The following is a 16,230-nucleotide window of genomic DNA, read 5'->3' as shown; positions in this document are numbered from 1 at the left end:
TATGAATAAAAAAGCCTTAACTGGAAAAATTGTGAGTTTTAAACTTTTGAAGACGGTGACCGTTGAGTACAGCGTTCCTAAAAAGGACCCAAAATACGGGAAACGCATCAAGTTTCATAAGAGGGTTCTAGCCCATCTTCCGGAAGCTATTAAGGTCGTTATCGGTAATAAAGTGGTTATTAATCCTTGTCGTCCTTTAAGCCATCGGAAGCATTTTATAGTGACGGAGGTTCTAAAATGATTCAAATCCGCACTCGTTTAGTGGTAGCTGATAATAGCGGAGCCGATAGCTTAATGACTATTTCTTTTCCCGGTCCCACCGGTAAAAGAATCGCTCGTTTGGGCGATGTGATAAAATGCGTCGTTCGGGGAGCGGTTCCGACAGGAGCGGTTAAAGATCGAGAAATGGTAAAAGTGGTTATTGTGCGAACTCGGAAAGAAGTGCGGCGCAGTGACGGCTCTTATGTCCGTTTTGACGATAACGCTGGGGTGGTCATTGATAAAGATGGTAATCCTTTGGGGACTCGGATTTTTGGGCCGGTGGCTCGGGAGTTACGTGATTTAGGATTTGCTAAAATTATTTCTTTAGCGCCCGAAGTTTGGTAATTGTCTATGAAAATTAGAATTAACGATAAAGTAAAAGTATTATCCGGTAAAGATCGTGGTCACGAAGGTGTCGTTGGCGTGGTGTTTCCTAAATCCGGCCAAGTATTAATCGAAGGTGTTAATATGGCCACTCAACATGTTAAGAAAAACGCACAGAATAAAGAAGGCGGTCGAATTAAGATTGCCAAACCAATTGACGCCAGTAATGTTGCCATTATCTGTTCTAAATGCAACAAAGTATCTCGAATCGGCTTTAAATTTGTAGAGGGTAAAAAAGTGAGGGCTTGCAAAAAATGCGGAGAAGTATTATGAATAAAGCTTCCATAACGAAGATAAACGTTAATATGGGAATCGGACGCGTAAAAGACGATAAGGCTTTTGTAGAAGAGTCAACTAACGAATTGGCGTTAATTTGCGGCCAAAAAGCTTTTGCTCGTAAATCAAGACTCGCCATTTCTAACTTTAAATTACGAGAGGGAGAATTAATTGGTTTAACTTGTACTTTGCGGGGGCCCAGGGCCAAGGCTTTTTTGGATAAATTAATTCAAGTAGTGTTACCACGAGTCCGAGATTTTAGAGGCGTTTCTCCTAAATCTTTTGATGGGGCCGGTAATTATACACTGGGTATTTCCGAGCACTCTATTTTTCCGGAGATCGACCCGAACAGAGCAACGAAAATAAAGGGTTTGGAAGTGACTATTGGGACTAATTGTAAGACTGATGATGAGGCCAGGTCATTCTTAACCTCATTGGGAATGCCTTTCATAAAAGGCAAGGTTTAATATTTATGGCTAAAAAATGTTTGGTAATTAAACAAAAGCAAACCCCGAAATTTTCGACTCGCAAGTATAACCGCTGTGCGCTTTGTGGTCGGAGGCACGGTTTTATTCGCCGTTTTGGAATTTGTAGGATCTGTTTTCGAGAACTTGCGCTTAAAGGCGAGATACCGGGAGTAGCTAAAATATAATATGGTTAATGATACTGTTGCCGATTTTATAATTAGAATTAAAAACGCCGCCGCCACTCAAAAAGCGGTAGAACTACCTTTAACAAAGCTTAATGAGCATATTGCCAAGTTGCTCGAAAAACTTGGTTATGTTTCAGAGGTCAGAGTTTTTAAAGAAAGCAAAGTTAGCTATAAAAGTTTGCATGTAATGCCTACAAGTAAATTATCAGGAATTCGACGGATTTCTAAATCCGGCTTACGGGTTTACAAAGGTTACGCAGATTTAAATCCGGTGCTGGGAGGCATGGGAGTGGCTGTTTTGTCTACTCCAAAAGGCATCTTAACTGATCGTGAAGCTCGAAAATTAAAAATTGGCGGCGAAGTTTTATTTGAAGTTTGGTAATTATTTATTATGTCTAGAATTGGAAAATTACCGGTCGTAATACCAATGGGTGTTGCCGTAACGGTTAAGGACCGTGAAGTTTTGGTGCATGGGTCTAAAGGGGATCAAATGGTCTCTTTTCCCCAAGGAATTCACGTTAACGTACAGGACGATAAAGTCAACGTCACTTGTGAAAAAGAGCTACTGTATCCGTCTTGGGGTACCACTCGGGCTCTAATTAATAACGCCGTCATTGGGGTCTCAACCGGTTGGACTAAATCCTTGGAAATGGTCGGGGTTGGTTTTAAATCGATTGTTAAAGGTCAAATTTTAGAAGTTACCGCTGGCTATTCACACGTGGTTCTTTTTGAGATTCCCGAGGGCATTACTGCTGTTGTGGAGGCTAACACTAAAATAACGTTAAGCGGTAACAGCAAGAATTTAGTGGGCCAAACGGCCGCCAAGATTCGAAAGATTCGCAAACCGGAACCGTACAAGGGTAAAGGAATTAAATACGCCGGTGAGATAATTCGTCGTAAGGCCGGGAAGTCGGGGAAGGCCGGCGCTAGCAAGTAATTTTATGGCTGCTGTAACTAAAAGAACAAATTTAGAAAGACGCAAGATCCGAGTCCGGGCCAAGGTTTGGGGTTCGTCCGAAAGTCCTCGAATTAGCGTTCGTCGCACTAATACTCGAATGATCGTGCAGGCAATCAACGATGATAAAGCGGCCACTTTAGCCTACGCTTCAGATTTTGATTTAACGGCCGCGGAGCAAAAAAAGAATAAATCAGAGCGGGCGGAATTAGTGGGAAAACTCTTTGGCGAAAAGTCTATTAAGGCGGGAATTAAATCAGGTGTTTTTGATCGTAACGGTTATTTGTATCATGGTCGGGTCGCACGTCTCGCGGATGGCATTCGCGCGGCAGGTTTAATAATTTAAAATTATGGCTTATCAACCACGGGAAAAAAGTGAATACGAAGAAAAGATTATCCAAAATAATCGGACCAGTAAAAAAATTAAGGGTGGAAATAAAGTTGGTTATGCGGTCTTGGTGTGTATTGGAAATCGCAAAGGTCAAGTTGGTGTTGCTTTAGGCAAAGCTCCCGAGGTCGCAACAGCTCTTCATAAGGCTGTTTCCAAAGCGAAGCGGGCGTTATTTACTATTCCGCTGCGTAATAACACTATTCCCGGAGTGGTAGCTACGAAGTTTGGTGGGGCTTCTGTTCTTTTAAAGCCGGCTCCCGCGGGCAGTGGACTTATTGCCGGTGGCGCTTTACGGATTATTTTGGATTTGGGCGGGGTGCACGATGTTTCCGCTAAAATGCTTGGTAATAACAACAAAATTAATAACGCTTACGCTACAGTGAAGGCTTTAAAATTATTGTCAGCCACAATTGCTAAGAGAACATGATTACCATACATTCTTTACCACAATTAAAAGGCTGGAATAAACCAAACAAGCGTCTTGGTCAAGGCTATGGCTCCGGCAAGGGTTCTAAATCTGGGCGGGGTGATAAGGGTCAAAATAGTCGTGAGGGTACCGGTAAAATTTCGGCTTTCTTTCAAGGCGGTCAAAGTCGTTTAACCAAGGGGCTCGGTTGGAAGCGCGGCGTCAAAAATCCGGCCAACAACCCCAAAGCCAAACGCAAGCGGATTCGATACAAGGTTAAATAATTTCTTCCTCTAAACAAGTCTTCAAGTAATTCCAATCTTTCTGCTACAATTAAAGGGTGGCCAGGGGACGAAAACGAGCGATTAAATTTAAATTAAAGAAAGGCAGTGTTACTTCTACTGCCTCGGTCCTTCTCATTTTAGCTGCCCTGTTAACCGGGTTGCTCCTTTATTCCGGCAGCAATTCCGCTCCCAGTAATTATATAAAACATCTCTTTGGTTGGGGCAGTTGGTTTATACCGGTGTTACTTATCTTTACCGGTTTAATTTTGTGGCGCCGGCTAAAACTCCCGCTAATTGAACTGCGAGTGCTATTTGGGGCTCTAACTTTTTGGGTGTCGTTTTTGCTATTAGGATCATACATATCTATTGAAAAAGGCGGGGTGTTGGCGGGAGCGCTTTATAGTAGTTTAACCAGGTTTATTCCAGCTCTCGGTATTCTCTTTATCGCGGTGGCCGGTTTTCTGATTTCTTTTATTATTTCCTTTAACGCTTCAATTGAAAACGCTCTTAAGTTTATTAGTTGGTTATTGCGGGCTATAGCTTCTCTGTTTATGGTTTTATTTAAGGCAATAATTGGGTTGTTTAAATCCCTTCAAGAGGCGGCGGTGGCTAAAAAAACAGAAGCAGAGGTCGCAGCCGATATCGATGATCCGGATATTGAAATTATAAAGCCGGTTTCGGAACTAAAAATTAAAGGCGCTAATTTTGAAATTATAGATAGCCCCAGGGAGCCGGTAACGGAGGAAACTCCCAAGACCGCGGAGCCTTTTAAAAAGCGAGAACTGGGAGAGAAAGTCACTCTAAAAGAGGAAACGGTTACTAATATGCCTTTTTCGGACCATGTGTGGGAGTACCCGCCTTTAACTTTACTTTCTGACGCGCCGATTAAGGCCGGAGATTACGGCGATCCCAAGTTGCGAGCGGGCATTATCGAAAACACGCTTGATTCTTTTGGCATTCGGGCGAAAGTGGTGGAGGTTAATCCCGGTCCGGCCGTTACTCAATACGCTTTGGAATCACCAATTGGCACTAAAATTGCTAAAGTGGTTAGCCTCCAAAATGATTTGGCGATGGCCCTGTCCTCTCCCAACGGTCAGGTTCGCGTCGAAGCGCCTATTCCTGGGCGTTCACTGGTTGGCATCGAGGTCCCGAACTTCTCCCCATCACTAGTGACTTTACGGAATGTTTTAACTTCGGAGGTGATGAAAAATTCCAAATCTAAGCTCACCGTGGCTTTAGGGCTTGATGTTGCGGGGACGGCGATTATGGCGGATATTACCCGTATGCCACACATTTTAGTCGCCGGTAGTACCGGTAGCGGTAAATCGGTTTTAATTAATGCTTTTATTTCCTCAATTTTGTTTAGGGCTTCTCCCAGCGAGGTCAAATTTATTTTAATAGATCCAAAACGCGTGGAGTTTACAGCCTATGAAGACATTCCCCACTTAATCACCCCGGTTATTACTGAACCGGATAACGCTTTAAAAGCCTTGCGATGGGCGGTTTCGGAAATGGAGCGTCGCTACCGTCTTTTTGAAAGTGCTAAAGTTAGAAATATTAGTGGCTATAACGAGCTGTCTGGCTTCCAAGCTTTACCTTACATTGTTATCGTCGTTGACGAATTCGCTGATTTAATGCACGTGGCGCCGGTTGAAATTGAAAAATCCATTTGTCGCCTTGCCCAAATGGCCCGAGCGGTGGGCATTCATTTGGTCCTGGCTACTCAGCGACCATCAGTAGACGTTTTAACCGGTCTTATTAAAGCCAATATTCCAACTCGAGTGGCCTTTAACGTCACCTCTCAAATCGATTCGCGAGTGATTATTGATCAACCGGGGGCCGAAAAACTACTAGGGCGGGGCGATATGTTGTATGTGCCGCCGGAAGCCAGTAAACCCAAGCGAATTCAGGGAGTATACGTTAGTGATGCCGAAATTAACGGCTTAACCGAGTTTCTGCGAAATTCGAATGTCACTCCGGAATACAAAGAAGAGGTTATTAACCCTAAATTGTCGGTTGATACCTCTATGGGTGGCGATAGTGCTACAAGCAACGATCGTGATGAGCTTTTTTCGGAGGCCAAATCTATGGTTCAACAAAATGACACAGCTTCTTCCTCACTTTTACAGCGGCGCTTTAAAATTGGTTACGCCCGGGCTGCGAGGTTACTCGATCAACTGGAGGCAGCTGGAATAGTGAGTGCCCCCAATGGCAGCAAGCCCCGCGATGTCTTAAGTCGAGGCGATAGCGAAGGTTAGTTTTGGGCGTTGACGGTCGCCTTTATTCACTCTAAAGTATTAATTACTGCCATGGATACTAATACACTGCTTATCATTATTATCGGTCTTCTCTCACTCAACCTCATGTTAGTAGGTGTTTATATTGCTTTAATTCTTAAAGAAGCTCGGGAAACTATTAAAAAGGTTAACGTTCTACTTGATACCACTAATAATATGGCCGAGGCCGTTTCCGTGCCGGTCATTAACACCAGCGGTGTTTTGGGGACCCTTTCGGCCGGGCTATCTTCATTTAATTTTATTAAAGATCTAATGGATAAACGCGGTAGTGTCTCATCTATTTTGAGAGAAGAGAAAGGAGGTAGAAATGTGCGAACACCACTCCGGTGAAAGTTTTACGTTAGGAGTCCTTCTGGGAGCAGTCTTGGGGGCGGCGGCGGGGATTTTATTCGCTCCGGCAAGCGGCGAGGAAACTCGGGAATCCTTAGTAGTTTCCGGTCGTCATTTGCAAAAAAAAGCTCGTAAGGTGGCTCGGGAAGTGGCGGAAGCGGCTGAGCCTTACGTAGAGGAATTTGAAGATAGCCTCTCCAATATGGCGGAAGAGGTGTCAGACCGAGCCACAGAAGCTCGCGGTCAAGTCGAAGATTTTGTAGATGATCACCGTAAAGAAATTAAGAAAGTAACGCGGCCGATTAAGAAGTTGTTTAATCAATAATTAATCACGTCGGATAAACCTGTAGAGACGCATTACAATGCGTCTCTGTCTGTTTTATACGGTTTGTAATATAATTGCCACATGACCTCCTCCGAATTACGCCAAAAATATCTCGATTTCTTTGTTTCTAGGGGACATAAAATTATTCCCTCGGCTTCTTTAGTTCCCGAAAACGATCCGACCACACTTTTTACCAGTGCTGGGATGCAACCGATGATACCTTATCTTTTAGGTGACAATCATCCTTTAGGGACTCGTCTAGTAGACTCTCAAAAATGCTTTAGAACCCAGGATATTGATGAGGTCGGCGATTCCCGCCACAACACTTTTTTTGAAATGCTTGGAAATTGGTCACTTGGAGATTACTTTAAGAAAGAGCAGTTGACTTGGTTATACGAGTTACTTACCAATGAACTTCAGATTCCAGTTGACCGTTTGTACGTTTCGGTGTTTGAAGGAAATGATTTAATTCCTAAAGATGAAGAAACGGCCTCGATTTGGAAAAGTTTAGGAATTCCTGAAAATCATATCTATTTTTATGGCGTTGAGAAAAACTGGTGGAGTCGCTCGGGAACTCCCGATCAGATGCCAGTAGGGGAACCCGGAGGACCTGATTCTGAGATTTTCTTTGAGTTTCCAAACGTCCCCCATAATCCAAAATACGGCGAGCACTGTCATCCAAATTGTGATTGTGGTCGCTTTTTAGAATTTGGAAATAGTGTTTTTATGACCTACAAAAAAACGGAGAGAGGTTTTGAACCTTTAATCCAGAGAAATATTGATTTTGGTGGGGGGCTTGAGCGATTGCTTGCGGTTGTAAACGATAATCCGGACGTATTTCAGTCAGATTTATTTACAAATATTACCGCAGTTGCTGCTTCAACTTGTGGTGCTAGTAACGGACGTGACATAAAAAGTGATTGCCAAATAATTGCTGACCATCTAAAGGCGGCGGTCTTTTTAATTGCCGATGGGGTGCGTCCCGACAATAAATTACAAGGATATTTTTTAAGGCGTTTAATGCGTCGAGCTATGGTAAAAATGCAGAAAATGAGTGGTAAAACCTCCGATATCCTCACTGACAATGTTTATAATAGCGTCGTGACAGCTGTTTTTGAAACTTACGGTTCAACAGATTATTTTAAAAACACCACTGTTGAAAACATCTTGGCAGTTGTGCTTGAGGAACGCGATCGTTTTGGAAAAACTCTTAATTTAGGCCTAAGTAAAATTGGTCAAATTTCACCGTTTGACTTGTATCAGTCGTATGGCTTTCCAATTGAGGTGACGGAAGAGATTTACCAGGAGAAAGGTTTAGTTTTAGATAAAGAATCCTTTAATAAAGATTTAAAAGCCCATCAGGAGCAATCTCGAACGGCTTCAGCGGGCATGTTTAAAAGTGGCTTAGTTGACGAATCTGTTCAAGTAGTTAAATATCACACCGCCACTCACCTTCTGCACGAAGCTTTACGTCAAGTTTTAGGCAAAGATGTCAACCAAAAGGGTAGTAATATTACGTCGGAACGCTTGCGTTTTGACTTTTCTTATCCTCAAAAGGTCGAAGCTCTGGTACTTCAGAAAGTTGAGGACATCGTTAACCAGAAAATTAAAGAGGCGTTACCGGTCAAATTTAGTGTTATGTCCCCAGATGAAGCGCGGTCTTTAGGGGCGACGTTACTGTTTGAGACTAAATATGGCGACCAGGTTAAAGTCTACCAAATCGGCGATTTCTCAGTCGAAGCCTGTACTGGACCGCATGTTACTAATATTTCAGAGTTAGGTCATTTCAAGATCGTTAAAGAAGAAGCGGTTTCTGCCGGGGTCAGACGCATCAAAGCTGTACTGGATTAAAATTGCTATAATTTAACTATGCAATTACATTACGAACAGGAAAATTTAAATAAACTATGTCAGAAGAATCAGATTTCGTATTTGGGGCTTTTTGGATCTTTCGCGAGAGGCGAGGCCGACTCTAAAAGCGATATTGATCTGCTGGTGGAGTTTTTGGAAACTCCCAGCCTACTTCGTCACGTCGGTATCGAATATGATCTCTCCGAAAATATCTTTAATAATCGAAAGGTTGATTTGGTAACTAAAAAATCTTTGAACAAATACATTAGCCCCAGCGTTCTTCAAGATGTAATTACCTTGTATGAGAAAAAGTAAAAATTATTTGCCTTACTTAAAGGATATTTTGGAAGCAATTAAGGCAATTGAGCTTTATTTTCAGGATGCTCCGAAGAAGGAGGACTTTATCGAAGGTAAAGGACTTTATCAAGATGCGATTGTTCGCAACATTGAGATAATCGGTGAGGCAGCGAAGAAAGTCGAAGAATCATTTAGAATTAAGTATCCGGATATTCCGTGGCGAGAAATGGCTGGCATGCGGGACAGAATAGTGCACGAATACAACGATGTTGATTGGGAAGAGGTGTGGAAAGTGGCAGCTGAGGACATTATTACTCTAAAAACTTCCATTGAATCAATTCTGAAAAATTTTAATTAATAATTGTATACTTAACCGTAATGGATCTTTTTGCTAAACTTCTGCCTAAATCACAAAGTTTATCGTCGTATCTCGTTCTTGATGTGGGGACTGATTTCGTGAAAGTGATGGCTTTTGAAAATGTCGACGGGAAGCCGCAGGTCAAATCATACGCTAAGCAAAGTTTGCCGGATGGCGCGGTGCGAGGTGGTTTAATTATTAGTGAACTGGGGGTGCTTGAGTCCTGTCGTCAAGCTTTAGAAGAGGTTTCTTCAACTTTTAAATATCCTATTAAAAATGTTTACGTTAGTTTAAGTGGCGAAATGGTGCAGTGTTTAACCACTTCAGCGCGTTTAACTCGCCCCAGTCCAGAAAATTCTATTTCCGAAAAAGAATTAGCTAGCACTCGGCGGCAAATTGAAGAAGCGGCCAATATAGAAGCCTCTAAGGAATTCGCCATTCTTTGCGGTAGCGATTTTGAGTTAAAGTTACTACATTCCGATAAATTCATGGCTAAAGTCGATAATTTTAATGCCGACAATTTAGTTGGTATGAAGGGTGAGGTTTTAGAATTGGCTGTAACTACCTCTTTTATACAAGCTGTCAGTCTAATTTTCGAAGTTCTTTATATTCTTTAGGAGCAGTGCTAAAAAAGAATTATACCGGGGCTTTAAACACGATTTTACTGGACATTGGCGGCGAGACAACAGATATTGCGGTTATCTTTGGGGGCGGAATTACAGGCAATCGGACCTTGGGACTGGGGGGTCGCTTTTTTAGTCAAATCATTTCCGAACGCCTCGGTAACAGTATTAACGAAGCGGAACTAAAGAAAATTTCCTACGGGGAAAAACGGCTACCCGAAGATCAACTCGCATTAATTTCGGAGTCTCTTAAAGATTTAATTCCGGTGTTTTTAAAGGGTTTGGAAGTAGGGCTTTCCGATATCGAAGGGATAAAATTATTACCATCTGAAATTTTGATTAGCGGTGGTGGCAGTTTGCTACCGGATGTTGTGAAGTTTATTTCCGATCCCGCTTGGTCTCATAATTTACCCATAAAAGGCGAATTAAAGGTTAGAAATTTAATGCCTCCAGACTTAGGTCTTCCTAGTGATAATATTTTAGGTCCGGAATATCTTCCCGCAATAGCGATTGGTCTACTTAATTTATGACATTCGCAGCCACTGAAAACGATAATTTTATAACTTTATTAAAAAAAATTCGGGCAAATCCTGATAATACAATCGAAGTTGTTGTTAAATCCGGACTGCCAATTTTAGATAATGTTATTAATTTAAAGCTATTAACTAAGGAAGCTCTGGATTTGGGCAAGAGTTTGGAATTTAAAGGAACCGATCCGCAGTCCGAGGCTTTAATAGGCGGTATTTTCGGGACAGAGCTGGTAGTGGTGGCACCGGTTGCTGCTCCAGAGTTACTAAAGTCTAAATTCGATGTTAAAAAGATAATCAGTTCTTTTAATTTTAAACGATTCCGGCCGGCTAAATTTGGGATTATCTTTGGGGCAATTGTTGTTGCCGGAATTTTATTGGTAATTATTAGTGGGGTCTTTTTAACAAATTTACCAAGGGCTACAGTGACTCTTAAGTTTTCGACTGATTCTTTAGCCAAAAGCTTGGTCGTAAATTTGTCGGAGGCGGCAACCGCTGTTGACAGCGCCCAGGCAATATTACCGGCCCAAAAGATTGTAATTTACGCCACGGCCTCTGCGGGAGCAGCGACGACCGGGACTAAAATCGAGGGCGACTATGCCAAAGGGACAATTACGGTTCTTAATAAAACCGATCATGCTAAAACTTTCCCCAAGAATACCTTGATTTCTCTAGTTACCACCAGTAATAATAATTTAGCCTTTAATTTAGACAAGGAAATTAACGTTCCCGCTCGGTCTGTGGCTACCGTCTCCGCCACTCCGCAAGGCGAAACCACTACTTATGAGTATGGTAAGGTGACGGCGACAGTGACGGCTCAGTCCTACGGTGACCAGTTCAACATTGCTGGTGGGTCGCAATTAAGCGTGGCTGATGAAAGCCCAAATAATTTTATCGCTCAAAACGATAATGGATTTTCCGGTGGTAAGCAAAATAAAGTGGCGGTGGTAGCCGAGGTCGATCAAAAAAAGCTTTTAGATACCGTTACCGCGCAACTGGTTGAAGCTATTAAACAGAAGTTTACGTCTGCCATTCCGGTTGGTTTAATATCGCCCAGCATTGGCACCGATTTCGCCGTAGTCGGCCAAAATTTTGACAAGGGACTCGGGGAAAAGGCCGATAATCTAAATTTAACGGCCACGGCGGTGTCAACAACTTATGCTTTTAAAGAGGACAATGTAAAAACTCTGTGGAAGGCATTAATGCAGGCGCTTGTCCCTCAAAATTACACTTTATCGCCGGAAGAAAAACAGATCGATATGAGTTTGATAACCGATACTTTAGAGACTACTCATCCGCAAATGATTATTAAAGGTACGTCCGCAGTCGTTCCCAAATATGTCACCGCTGATATTCAAAATAGTTTGGCCGGTCAAAGTTTGGCCTACGCTAAGCATTATTTGGAACTGCTACCCAATATTGACTCTTATAAAATTGACATTACGCCTGCCATTCTAAACTTTGGATCACGGATGCCTAAAGTTCCCAGTCACATCAACGTCGTTGTTTCAAAATTATGAGATTACTCGGGATTGACTTTGGGATGCGTTTTTTGGGCTTGGCGTTGGCGGAAGGCGATGTTGCTTCACCACTCACATCCATTGATTCCAGGAATTGGGAAAGTGCGGCTTTCGAATTAATCAAAATAATTGTCGGCAGTGACGTCGAAAAAATCATTATTGGCTACCCTTTGTCGTCGGATGGGGCAATCAATCCTCAGAGTACATTAACGCAAAAGTTTGCTCAGTTTTTAAAACGACGTTCGTCGCTACCGATCTGCTTGTTTCCGGAAAGTTACTCGTCGCAAGAGGCGTTGGCGCGGTCAATTGATTTGGATACTCCAGCTCACGCCCGTCGTCACTTGGACAGCATGGCGGCGACTATTATTTTAGAGCGCTATTTGTTAAAATCAGAAGACGCGATTTTGGTATAAATTTTATGCAACCAACTAAAAGTAAACTCTTAATTTTTGGCACCATTTTTGTTTTTATTACTCTTTTTTCCATAGCTTATGTTTTTTTAGCCATTAAGAGGCCTAACTTTGGTGATGGTAGTGAGATAGCTTTTGATGTTAAAAACGGCGAAAGTTTAAGTGAGATTGGTAAAGATTTATTCACTAAAAAATTAATAAATTCGGAGAATTTGTTTCGGGTGTACGCTCATTTTGATAAACGCGGTAATCTTGTTCAAGTAGGTCATTACAAGATTCCTAATAATCTAACTATCGATGGGATATTAAATGTGTTAACTTCCGGGCCTGGGGATTTACGGTTAACGTTCTTGGAGGGCTGGCGTCGGGAAGAGATGGCGACATACTTGGCCGAGCATTTGCAAGCTCCTGCAGCTTACGGAGATTTCTTAAAGGCTTCCGCTAGCCTTGAAGGCATGCTTTTCCCCGACACTTATTTTACTCCGCAACAGGTAAACGCCGCGGCAGTGGTAGATTTACTTAATCGCACTTTCACCGATAAACTGGCCCCAGAAATTAAAGAGGCTTATACCAAGTCAAATATCAGTGTACTGCAAGCCGCTACCTTAGCTTCACTAGTTGAGCGTGAAGCCAGTAATTCCGAAGATCAAAAAATGGTAGCCGGAATTTTATTTAATCGTCTTAAAGCCGAATGGTTTTTAAATGTTGATGCCACTGTTCAATACGCTGCCGCTTCCGAAACCTGTTTAGGGCGGAACAACTGTACTTGGTGGCCCCGTAAAATATCGGCCTCGGATTTAAGAATTAACTCCCCTTACAATACCTATGTAAACAAAGGCTTACCACCGGGTCCTATTTGTAACCCTGGCCTTAGCGCCCTTACGGCCGTGGCCTTTCCCACCAAATCCGACTTTATGTACTACCTTTCTGATTCTAAAGGCGTTTTTCACTACGCTAAAACCATAGAAGAACACAATCAAAACATTTCGAAATACTTGTAACATTGTAGGGGTCGACCTATGTGTTTACCCTCAATTGATTTTCAACATAACAAAAAGCAGGTCTTGGATTTATTTTGCCAAAACCTGCCAATCCTACTCAAAGTTATACTCTGGTAGCAACTCCTCTAATTTAGGATCATACATTTGATCGTTAGCGTCATACCGAAAACTAGCTTTAAATTTACCACCTGCCAGTAGTGGTTTAAGCCAGTACTTATCGGTCGTGCCCATCCTTTCATAGGGGATAGCGTCAATCGAATACCAGTGTGGATCCATCTCTGGTTCTCCTGTATCGCTGTTATACACTTTGTGTGGTTCACCATGCCACTGTTTAACCACATATACGTGGCATTCGTGTGTTAAACCAGGATCATAAAAATAGACCTCTCCGTATTTCTCGATATCTAGAACTTTAATACCAAATTCTTCGGTAGTTTCTCTAATAGCGCAATCTTTGTAAGTTTCACCAGCTTTTAGTTTACCTCCAGAGCCGTTTAGGGTTCCTTTTCTAAAACCTTTTAACTTCTCGCCTAAGCAGATTTCTTTAATCCCGTTATTTACTCGAAATAGAAAACAAATGGTATAGATTATTCCCATAATTACTCCTTATTTTTAAGTTGATATTTATCGCGACATGTATATAATTACCATTAATTAAGTGTGTAGTCATTACACATAAAGATTAAGATTTACACATATGAAAATTTGGTTTGGCACCACCACCTTAAATTACAAAGTATATAAAGATTACTACCTTAAGATTCGGCAGTACCTCCTAGATCAGGGTCACGTTTTAACAGATGATTGGATCGGTGAGTGCGGGAAATGGATTGAGGATAACCCTCAGTCTCGTCGAGATATTAAAGATGTTTACCGCCATGTTTTACATGCAATCGATACCGCAGATGTTTCGGTAATTGAATTCACTGTTCCTAACTTTAGTACGTCGCATCAGATAACATATACTTTGCAGCAGCACAAACCAGTTTTAGTGTTGCGCTTAAAACGCGAAAATACCTTCCCGGATTCATACATTGAGGCCCTGGATTCTCCTTACTTAACTCTCAAAACATATACGCTCGTTAATTATAAAGATATTATTGCTGAGTTCTTAAATTACTCGTCACTTGAAGATGGTGACGGGCGTTATAATATTGTTTTAAAAAAAAGACAAAAATATTTTTTAGATTGGGCTGCTAGCAAATATAAAAAAAGCCGTTCCGAAATTATTCGTGATTTACTAAACGAGCAGATGACACACGACAGCAGGTTTAAATTGTATCTTCAAAAACCATAAAGGATAATGATCAATGTAGAGACTTGTTACGGTTGAGGGCGATTTATGAATCGCCCCTACAATTTTGCCGCGAAATTGGTAGAACCGAAGGTTCGTCACGTTGAACTTTGGGAGGCCTTCTCTCGATCAAGTAGGGGCGCATCATGATGCGCCCTCGGCGATAGGTAAAATGTTGACAACGCCACTACAAATATATATATTTAAACTGTGCCAACTGATAATTCACCCGTAAATCAACCAACAACGGCGCCTAACATTCCAGAGCCTCCCATTAAGAGTAACCATCGTACCTTGATTAGCATTATTATTGTGGTCATAAGTCTTTTCATTGTTGGTAGCTTAGTCTACTCTGCTTATTACTTTGGCAAATCTCAAACTTTAAATCCAACCACCACTAACAATGCCGTTACTCCGACCAAAACCACCACCGCCACCGCATCCGCAACCTCCGATCCCACCGCCGACTGGAAGACTTACACTAGCCAAAAAGGAAATTTCTCGATTAAGTACCCACAAGATTCTTTGAAAATGGTTGCCATTTCCGGATGCGAAGGTTGTATTGATGAAGTAAGAATTGTACCGGTTGGTAACAATGGCGCTGCTTTAGATAATGTGGATGATGTCGTTGGTGTTATTTTAGTTAGTACTAATAAAATTTCCAACTTACCGTTTGACCAATATTTTCAAAAACATATTTTGGGAGATACTAATAATATAGATGTTAAGAGGACAATTTTAGGGGGCTCACCAGCGGCATCTTACAGATATGCGGGAGGATTTGACCCACTACCTATTACTAAATACGAAACCATAAAAGACGGTGCTAGCTATATACTTTGGATATACGACAGCGTAGCTACAAATAAAGACAGATCTAAATACTTAACTCAATTTAACCAAATGATTTCTACATTTAACTTCATAGATTCTGCTAAAGGGATCGAATCGGCGGTTGGTACGAGCACCTGGAAGACATACAAAGATTCTAGAAATAGCGCTTTCACTTTTAATTATCCCGCAATCTATACTTTAGCCGAAGCTTCCGATATTGTGCTTAAAGGTCTTACTTTGAGCGCCGGTTTCCCAGAATTGATCGTATTTTCTCCAATATATATCTATGGTAAAACATTAGAGCAATATGTTCAGAATGACCGTTCTTTTAGTGCTTGGGGTCCTGACCCAAACCCAAGCGGGAACTGTCCTTGTTATACAGATATAACTCCTGTAAAGTTTGGAAGTAACTCAGGATTAATGTTTGACGTTGTTGCGCGGGGAAGCAGTCGATATATTTATTTGGAATCTTCTTCTAATCCTGGGCATGTTATTAAAGTTACTTTCAGTTTTTTAAATAAAAACGACAAAATCGTTAAGGACTTAACTGACATCCTTTCCTCATTTAAATTCTTAAATAACTAATATAGATCATCAAGATAATTCCACTTTACACTTAACTGTATAGATGGTAGTCTATATAGTTATGAATAACTCTTTAAAAAATTTAACGATCGTTGGTTTACTAATTGTGGCTCTAGTAGAAGGTGGCTACATTATTAAAAATAGGAATACTAATAGCGCAGTAATAACCCAAAGGACTACGGTATCCGCTGAGCCCGAAAAAGCTCCCGCTAAAACAGATTTACCAATGTTAAAAAAAGGCGACAAGTTAGCTGATTCCGCAATCGCCAAAATGGCCTACAAAATTGCTCCTGGTGATTTATCTACGGATGCTACTAAGGCTATAACTGGTTTTACTATGGCTCGTGTAATTAATACCGACGGTTCAAT

The 16,230-nt window shown here is 41.6% G+C and carries 25 protein-coding genes; 24 read left to right on the top strand and 1 reads right to left on the bottom strand.

All coding sequences use genetic code 11. The features are described from left to right. Position 1: 1 nt before the first annotated feature. The 21 genes from NT141_02835 (at position 2) to mltG (ending at position 13,148) form a co-directional block, all read left to right on the top strand. Complete coding sequence (locus tag NT141_02835; protein MCX6783980.1) at positions 2 to 241, top strand: uS17 family ribosomal protein; 240 nt, start codon at positions 2 to 4, stop codon at positions 239 to 241. Then, entirely contained in the window at positions 238 to 606 is a 369-nt protein-coding gene (rplN, locus tag NT141_02830) for a 50S ribosomal protein L14 (GenBank protein ID MCX6783979.1), read from the top strand. Before NT141_02835 ends, rplN begins: the two co-directional genes overlap by 4 nt. After that, positions 607 to 918, top strand: a complete 312-nt coding sequence (gene rplX / locus NT141_02825; protein MCX6783978.1) for a 50S ribosomal protein L24 — start codon at positions 607 to 609, stop codon at positions 916 to 918. It abuts the gene before it with no gap. Continuing rightward, positions 915 to 1,388: a 50S ribosomal protein L5 gene (gene rplE, locus NT141_02820; GenBank protein ID MCX6783977.1), complete on the top strand. Its 474-nt coding sequence runs from the start codon at positions 915 to 917 to the stop codon at positions 1,386 to 1,388. Before rplX ends, rplE begins: the two co-directional genes overlap by 4 nt. A gap of 5 nt (positions 1,389 to 1,393) precedes the next feature. Next, entirely contained in the window at positions 1,394 to 1,573 is a 180-nt protein-coding gene (locus NT141_02815; protein MCX6783976.1) for a type Z 30S ribosomal protein S14, read from the top strand. A 1-nt stretch (position 1,574) separates the two neighbouring features. Continuing rightward, positions 1,575 to 1,955 (top strand): 30S ribosomal protein S8, encoded by a 381-nt coding sequence (gene rpsH / locus NT141_02810; GenBank protein ID MCX6783975.1) that lies wholly within the window; start codon positions 1,575 to 1,577, stop codon positions 1,953 to 1,955. A gap of 9 nt (positions 1,956 to 1,964) precedes the next feature. After that, positions 1,965 to 2,510, top strand: a complete 546-nt coding sequence (rplF, locus tag NT141_02805) for a 50S ribosomal protein L6 (protein MCX6783974.1) — start codon at positions 1,965 to 1,967, stop codon at positions 2,508 to 2,510. 4 nt (positions 2,511 to 2,514) lie between these two features. Beyond that, the gene (rplR, locus tag NT141_02800; GenBank protein MCX6783973.1) at positions 2,515 to 2,874 is read left to right on the top strand and encodes a 50S ribosomal protein L18; all 360 of its coding nucleotides are present in this window, start codon (positions 2,515 to 2,517) and stop codon (positions 2,872 to 2,874) included. A gap of 4 nt (positions 2,875 to 2,878) precedes the next feature. Continuing rightward, positions 2,879 to 3,346, top strand: a complete 468-nt coding sequence (locus NT141_02795) for a 30S ribosomal protein S5 (GenBank protein MCX6783972.1) — start codon at positions 2,879 to 2,881, stop codon at positions 3,344 to 3,346. Continuing rightward, positions 3,343 to 3,609 carry an uL15 family ribosomal protein gene (locus NT141_02790; GenBank protein ID MCX6783971.1) on the top strand — a complete coding sequence of 89 codons (267 nt, stop codon included), beginning with the start codon at positions 3,343 to 3,345 and terminating at the stop codon, positions 3,607 to 3,609. Before NT141_02795 ends, NT141_02790 begins: the two co-directional genes overlap by 4 nt. A gap of 56 nt (positions 3,610 to 3,665) precedes the next feature. Then, complete coding sequence (locus tag NT141_02785) at positions 3,666 to 5,867, top strand: DNA translocase FtsK (protein MCX6783970.1); 2,202 nt, start codon at positions 3,666 to 3,668, stop codon at positions 5,865 to 5,867. 51 nt (positions 5,868 to 5,918) lie between these two features. Then, a complete protein-coding gene (locus NT141_02780; GenBank protein MCX6783969.1) occupies positions 5,919 to 6,236 on the top strand; it encodes a hypothetical protein in 318 nt (105 codons plus the stop codon). Next, complete coding sequence (locus NT141_02775; protein ID MCX6783968.1) at positions 6,214 to 6,561, top strand: YtxH domain-containing protein; 348 nt, start codon at positions 6,214 to 6,216, stop codon at positions 6,559 to 6,561. The genes NT141_02780 and NT141_02775 overlap by 23 nt, the downstream gene beginning before the upstream one ends. Positions 6,562 to 6,642: 81 nt before the next feature. Then, positions 6,643 to 8,412: an alanine--tRNA ligase gene (locus NT141_02770; GenBank protein ID MCX6783967.1), complete on the top strand. Its 1,770-nt coding sequence runs from the start codon at positions 6,643 to 6,645 to the stop codon at positions 8,410 to 8,412. An 18-nt stretch (positions 8,413 to 8,430) separates the two neighbouring features. Then, a complete protein-coding gene (locus NT141_02765; protein MCX6783966.1) occupies positions 8,431 to 8,727 on the top strand; it encodes a nucleotidyltransferase family protein in 297 nt (98 codons plus the stop codon). Further along, on the top strand, positions 8,714 to 9,067 hold the full coding sequence (locus NT141_02760) for a DUF86 domain-containing protein (GenBank protein MCX6783965.1): 354 nt from the start codon (positions 8,714 to 8,716) through the stop codon (positions 9,065 to 9,067). Before NT141_02765 ends, NT141_02760 begins: the two co-directional genes overlap by 14 nt. 20 nt (positions 9,068 to 9,087) lie before the next feature. Then, positions 9,088 to 9,684 carry a hypothetical protein gene (locus tag NT141_02755; GenBank protein ID MCX6783964.1) on the top strand — a complete coding sequence of 199 codons (597 nt, stop codon included), beginning with the start codon at positions 9,088 to 9,090 and terminating at the stop codon, positions 9,682 to 9,684. Between the two features lie 5 nt (positions 9,685 to 9,689). Further along, a complete protein-coding gene (locus tag NT141_02750) occupies positions 9,690 to 10,220 on the top strand; it encodes a cell division FtsA domain-containing protein (GenBank protein MCX6783963.1) in 531 nt (176 codons plus the stop codon). Continuing rightward, the gene (locus NT141_02745; protein MCX6783962.1) at positions 10,217 to 11,737 is read left to right on the top strand and encodes a hypothetical protein; all 1,521 of its coding nucleotides are present in this window, start codon (positions 10,217 to 10,219) and stop codon (positions 11,735 to 11,737) included. Before NT141_02750 ends, NT141_02745 begins: the two co-directional genes overlap by 4 nt. Next, complete coding sequence (gene ruvX / locus NT141_02740; protein MCX6783961.1) at positions 11,734 to 12,150, top strand: Holliday junction resolvase RuvX; 417 nt, start codon at positions 11,734 to 11,736, stop codon at positions 12,148 to 12,150. Before NT141_02745 ends, ruvX begins: the two co-directional genes overlap by 4 nt. Before the next feature lie 5 nt (positions 12,151 to 12,155). Beyond that, positions 12,156 to 13,148 carry an endolytic transglycosylase MltG gene (gene mltG / locus NT141_02735; protein MCX6783960.1) on the top strand — a complete coding sequence of 331 codons (993 nt, stop codon included), beginning with the start codon at positions 12,156 to 12,158 and terminating at the stop codon, positions 13,146 to 13,148. A 93-nt stretch (positions 13,149 to 13,241) separates the two neighbouring features. On the opposite strand, the gene NT141_02730 is transcribed toward mltG, so the two are convergent. Beyond that, on the bottom strand, positions 13,242 to 13,745 hold the full coding sequence (locus NT141_02730) for an NUDIX domain-containing protein (protein MCX6783959.1): 504 nt from the start codon (positions 13,743 to 13,745) through the stop codon (positions 13,242 to 13,244). A 100-nt stretch (positions 13,746 to 13,845) separates the two neighbouring features. Here NT141_02730 and NT141_02725 point away from each other — a divergent pair, with 100 nt between their 5' ends. The 3 genes from NT141_02725 to NT141_02715 all read left to right on the top strand — a co-directional run. Then, positions 13,846 to 14,445: a hypothetical protein gene (locus NT141_02725; protein ID MCX6783958.1), complete on the top strand. Its 600-nt coding sequence runs from the start codon at positions 13,846 to 13,848 to the stop codon at positions 14,443 to 14,445. A 207-nt stretch (positions 14,446 to 14,652) separates the two neighbouring features. Beyond that, positions 14,653 to 15,861, top strand: a complete 1,209-nt coding sequence (locus NT141_02720; protein ID MCX6783957.1) for a hypothetical protein — start codon at positions 14,653 to 14,655, stop codon at positions 15,859 to 15,861. A 61-nt stretch (positions 15,862 to 15,922) separates the two neighbouring features. Beyond that, the coding region (locus NT141_02715) for a hypothetical protein (protein ID MCX6783956.1) at positions 15,923 to 16,230 on the top strand (308 nt) is incomplete at its 3' end.

The organism is candidate division WWE3 bacterium (assembly GCA_026396615.1).
Classification (GTDB): Bacteria; Patescibacteriota; WWE3; order JAPLWK01; family JAPLWK01; genus JAPLWK01.
This window is presented reverse-complemented; position numbering and strand designations above follow the sequence as displayed.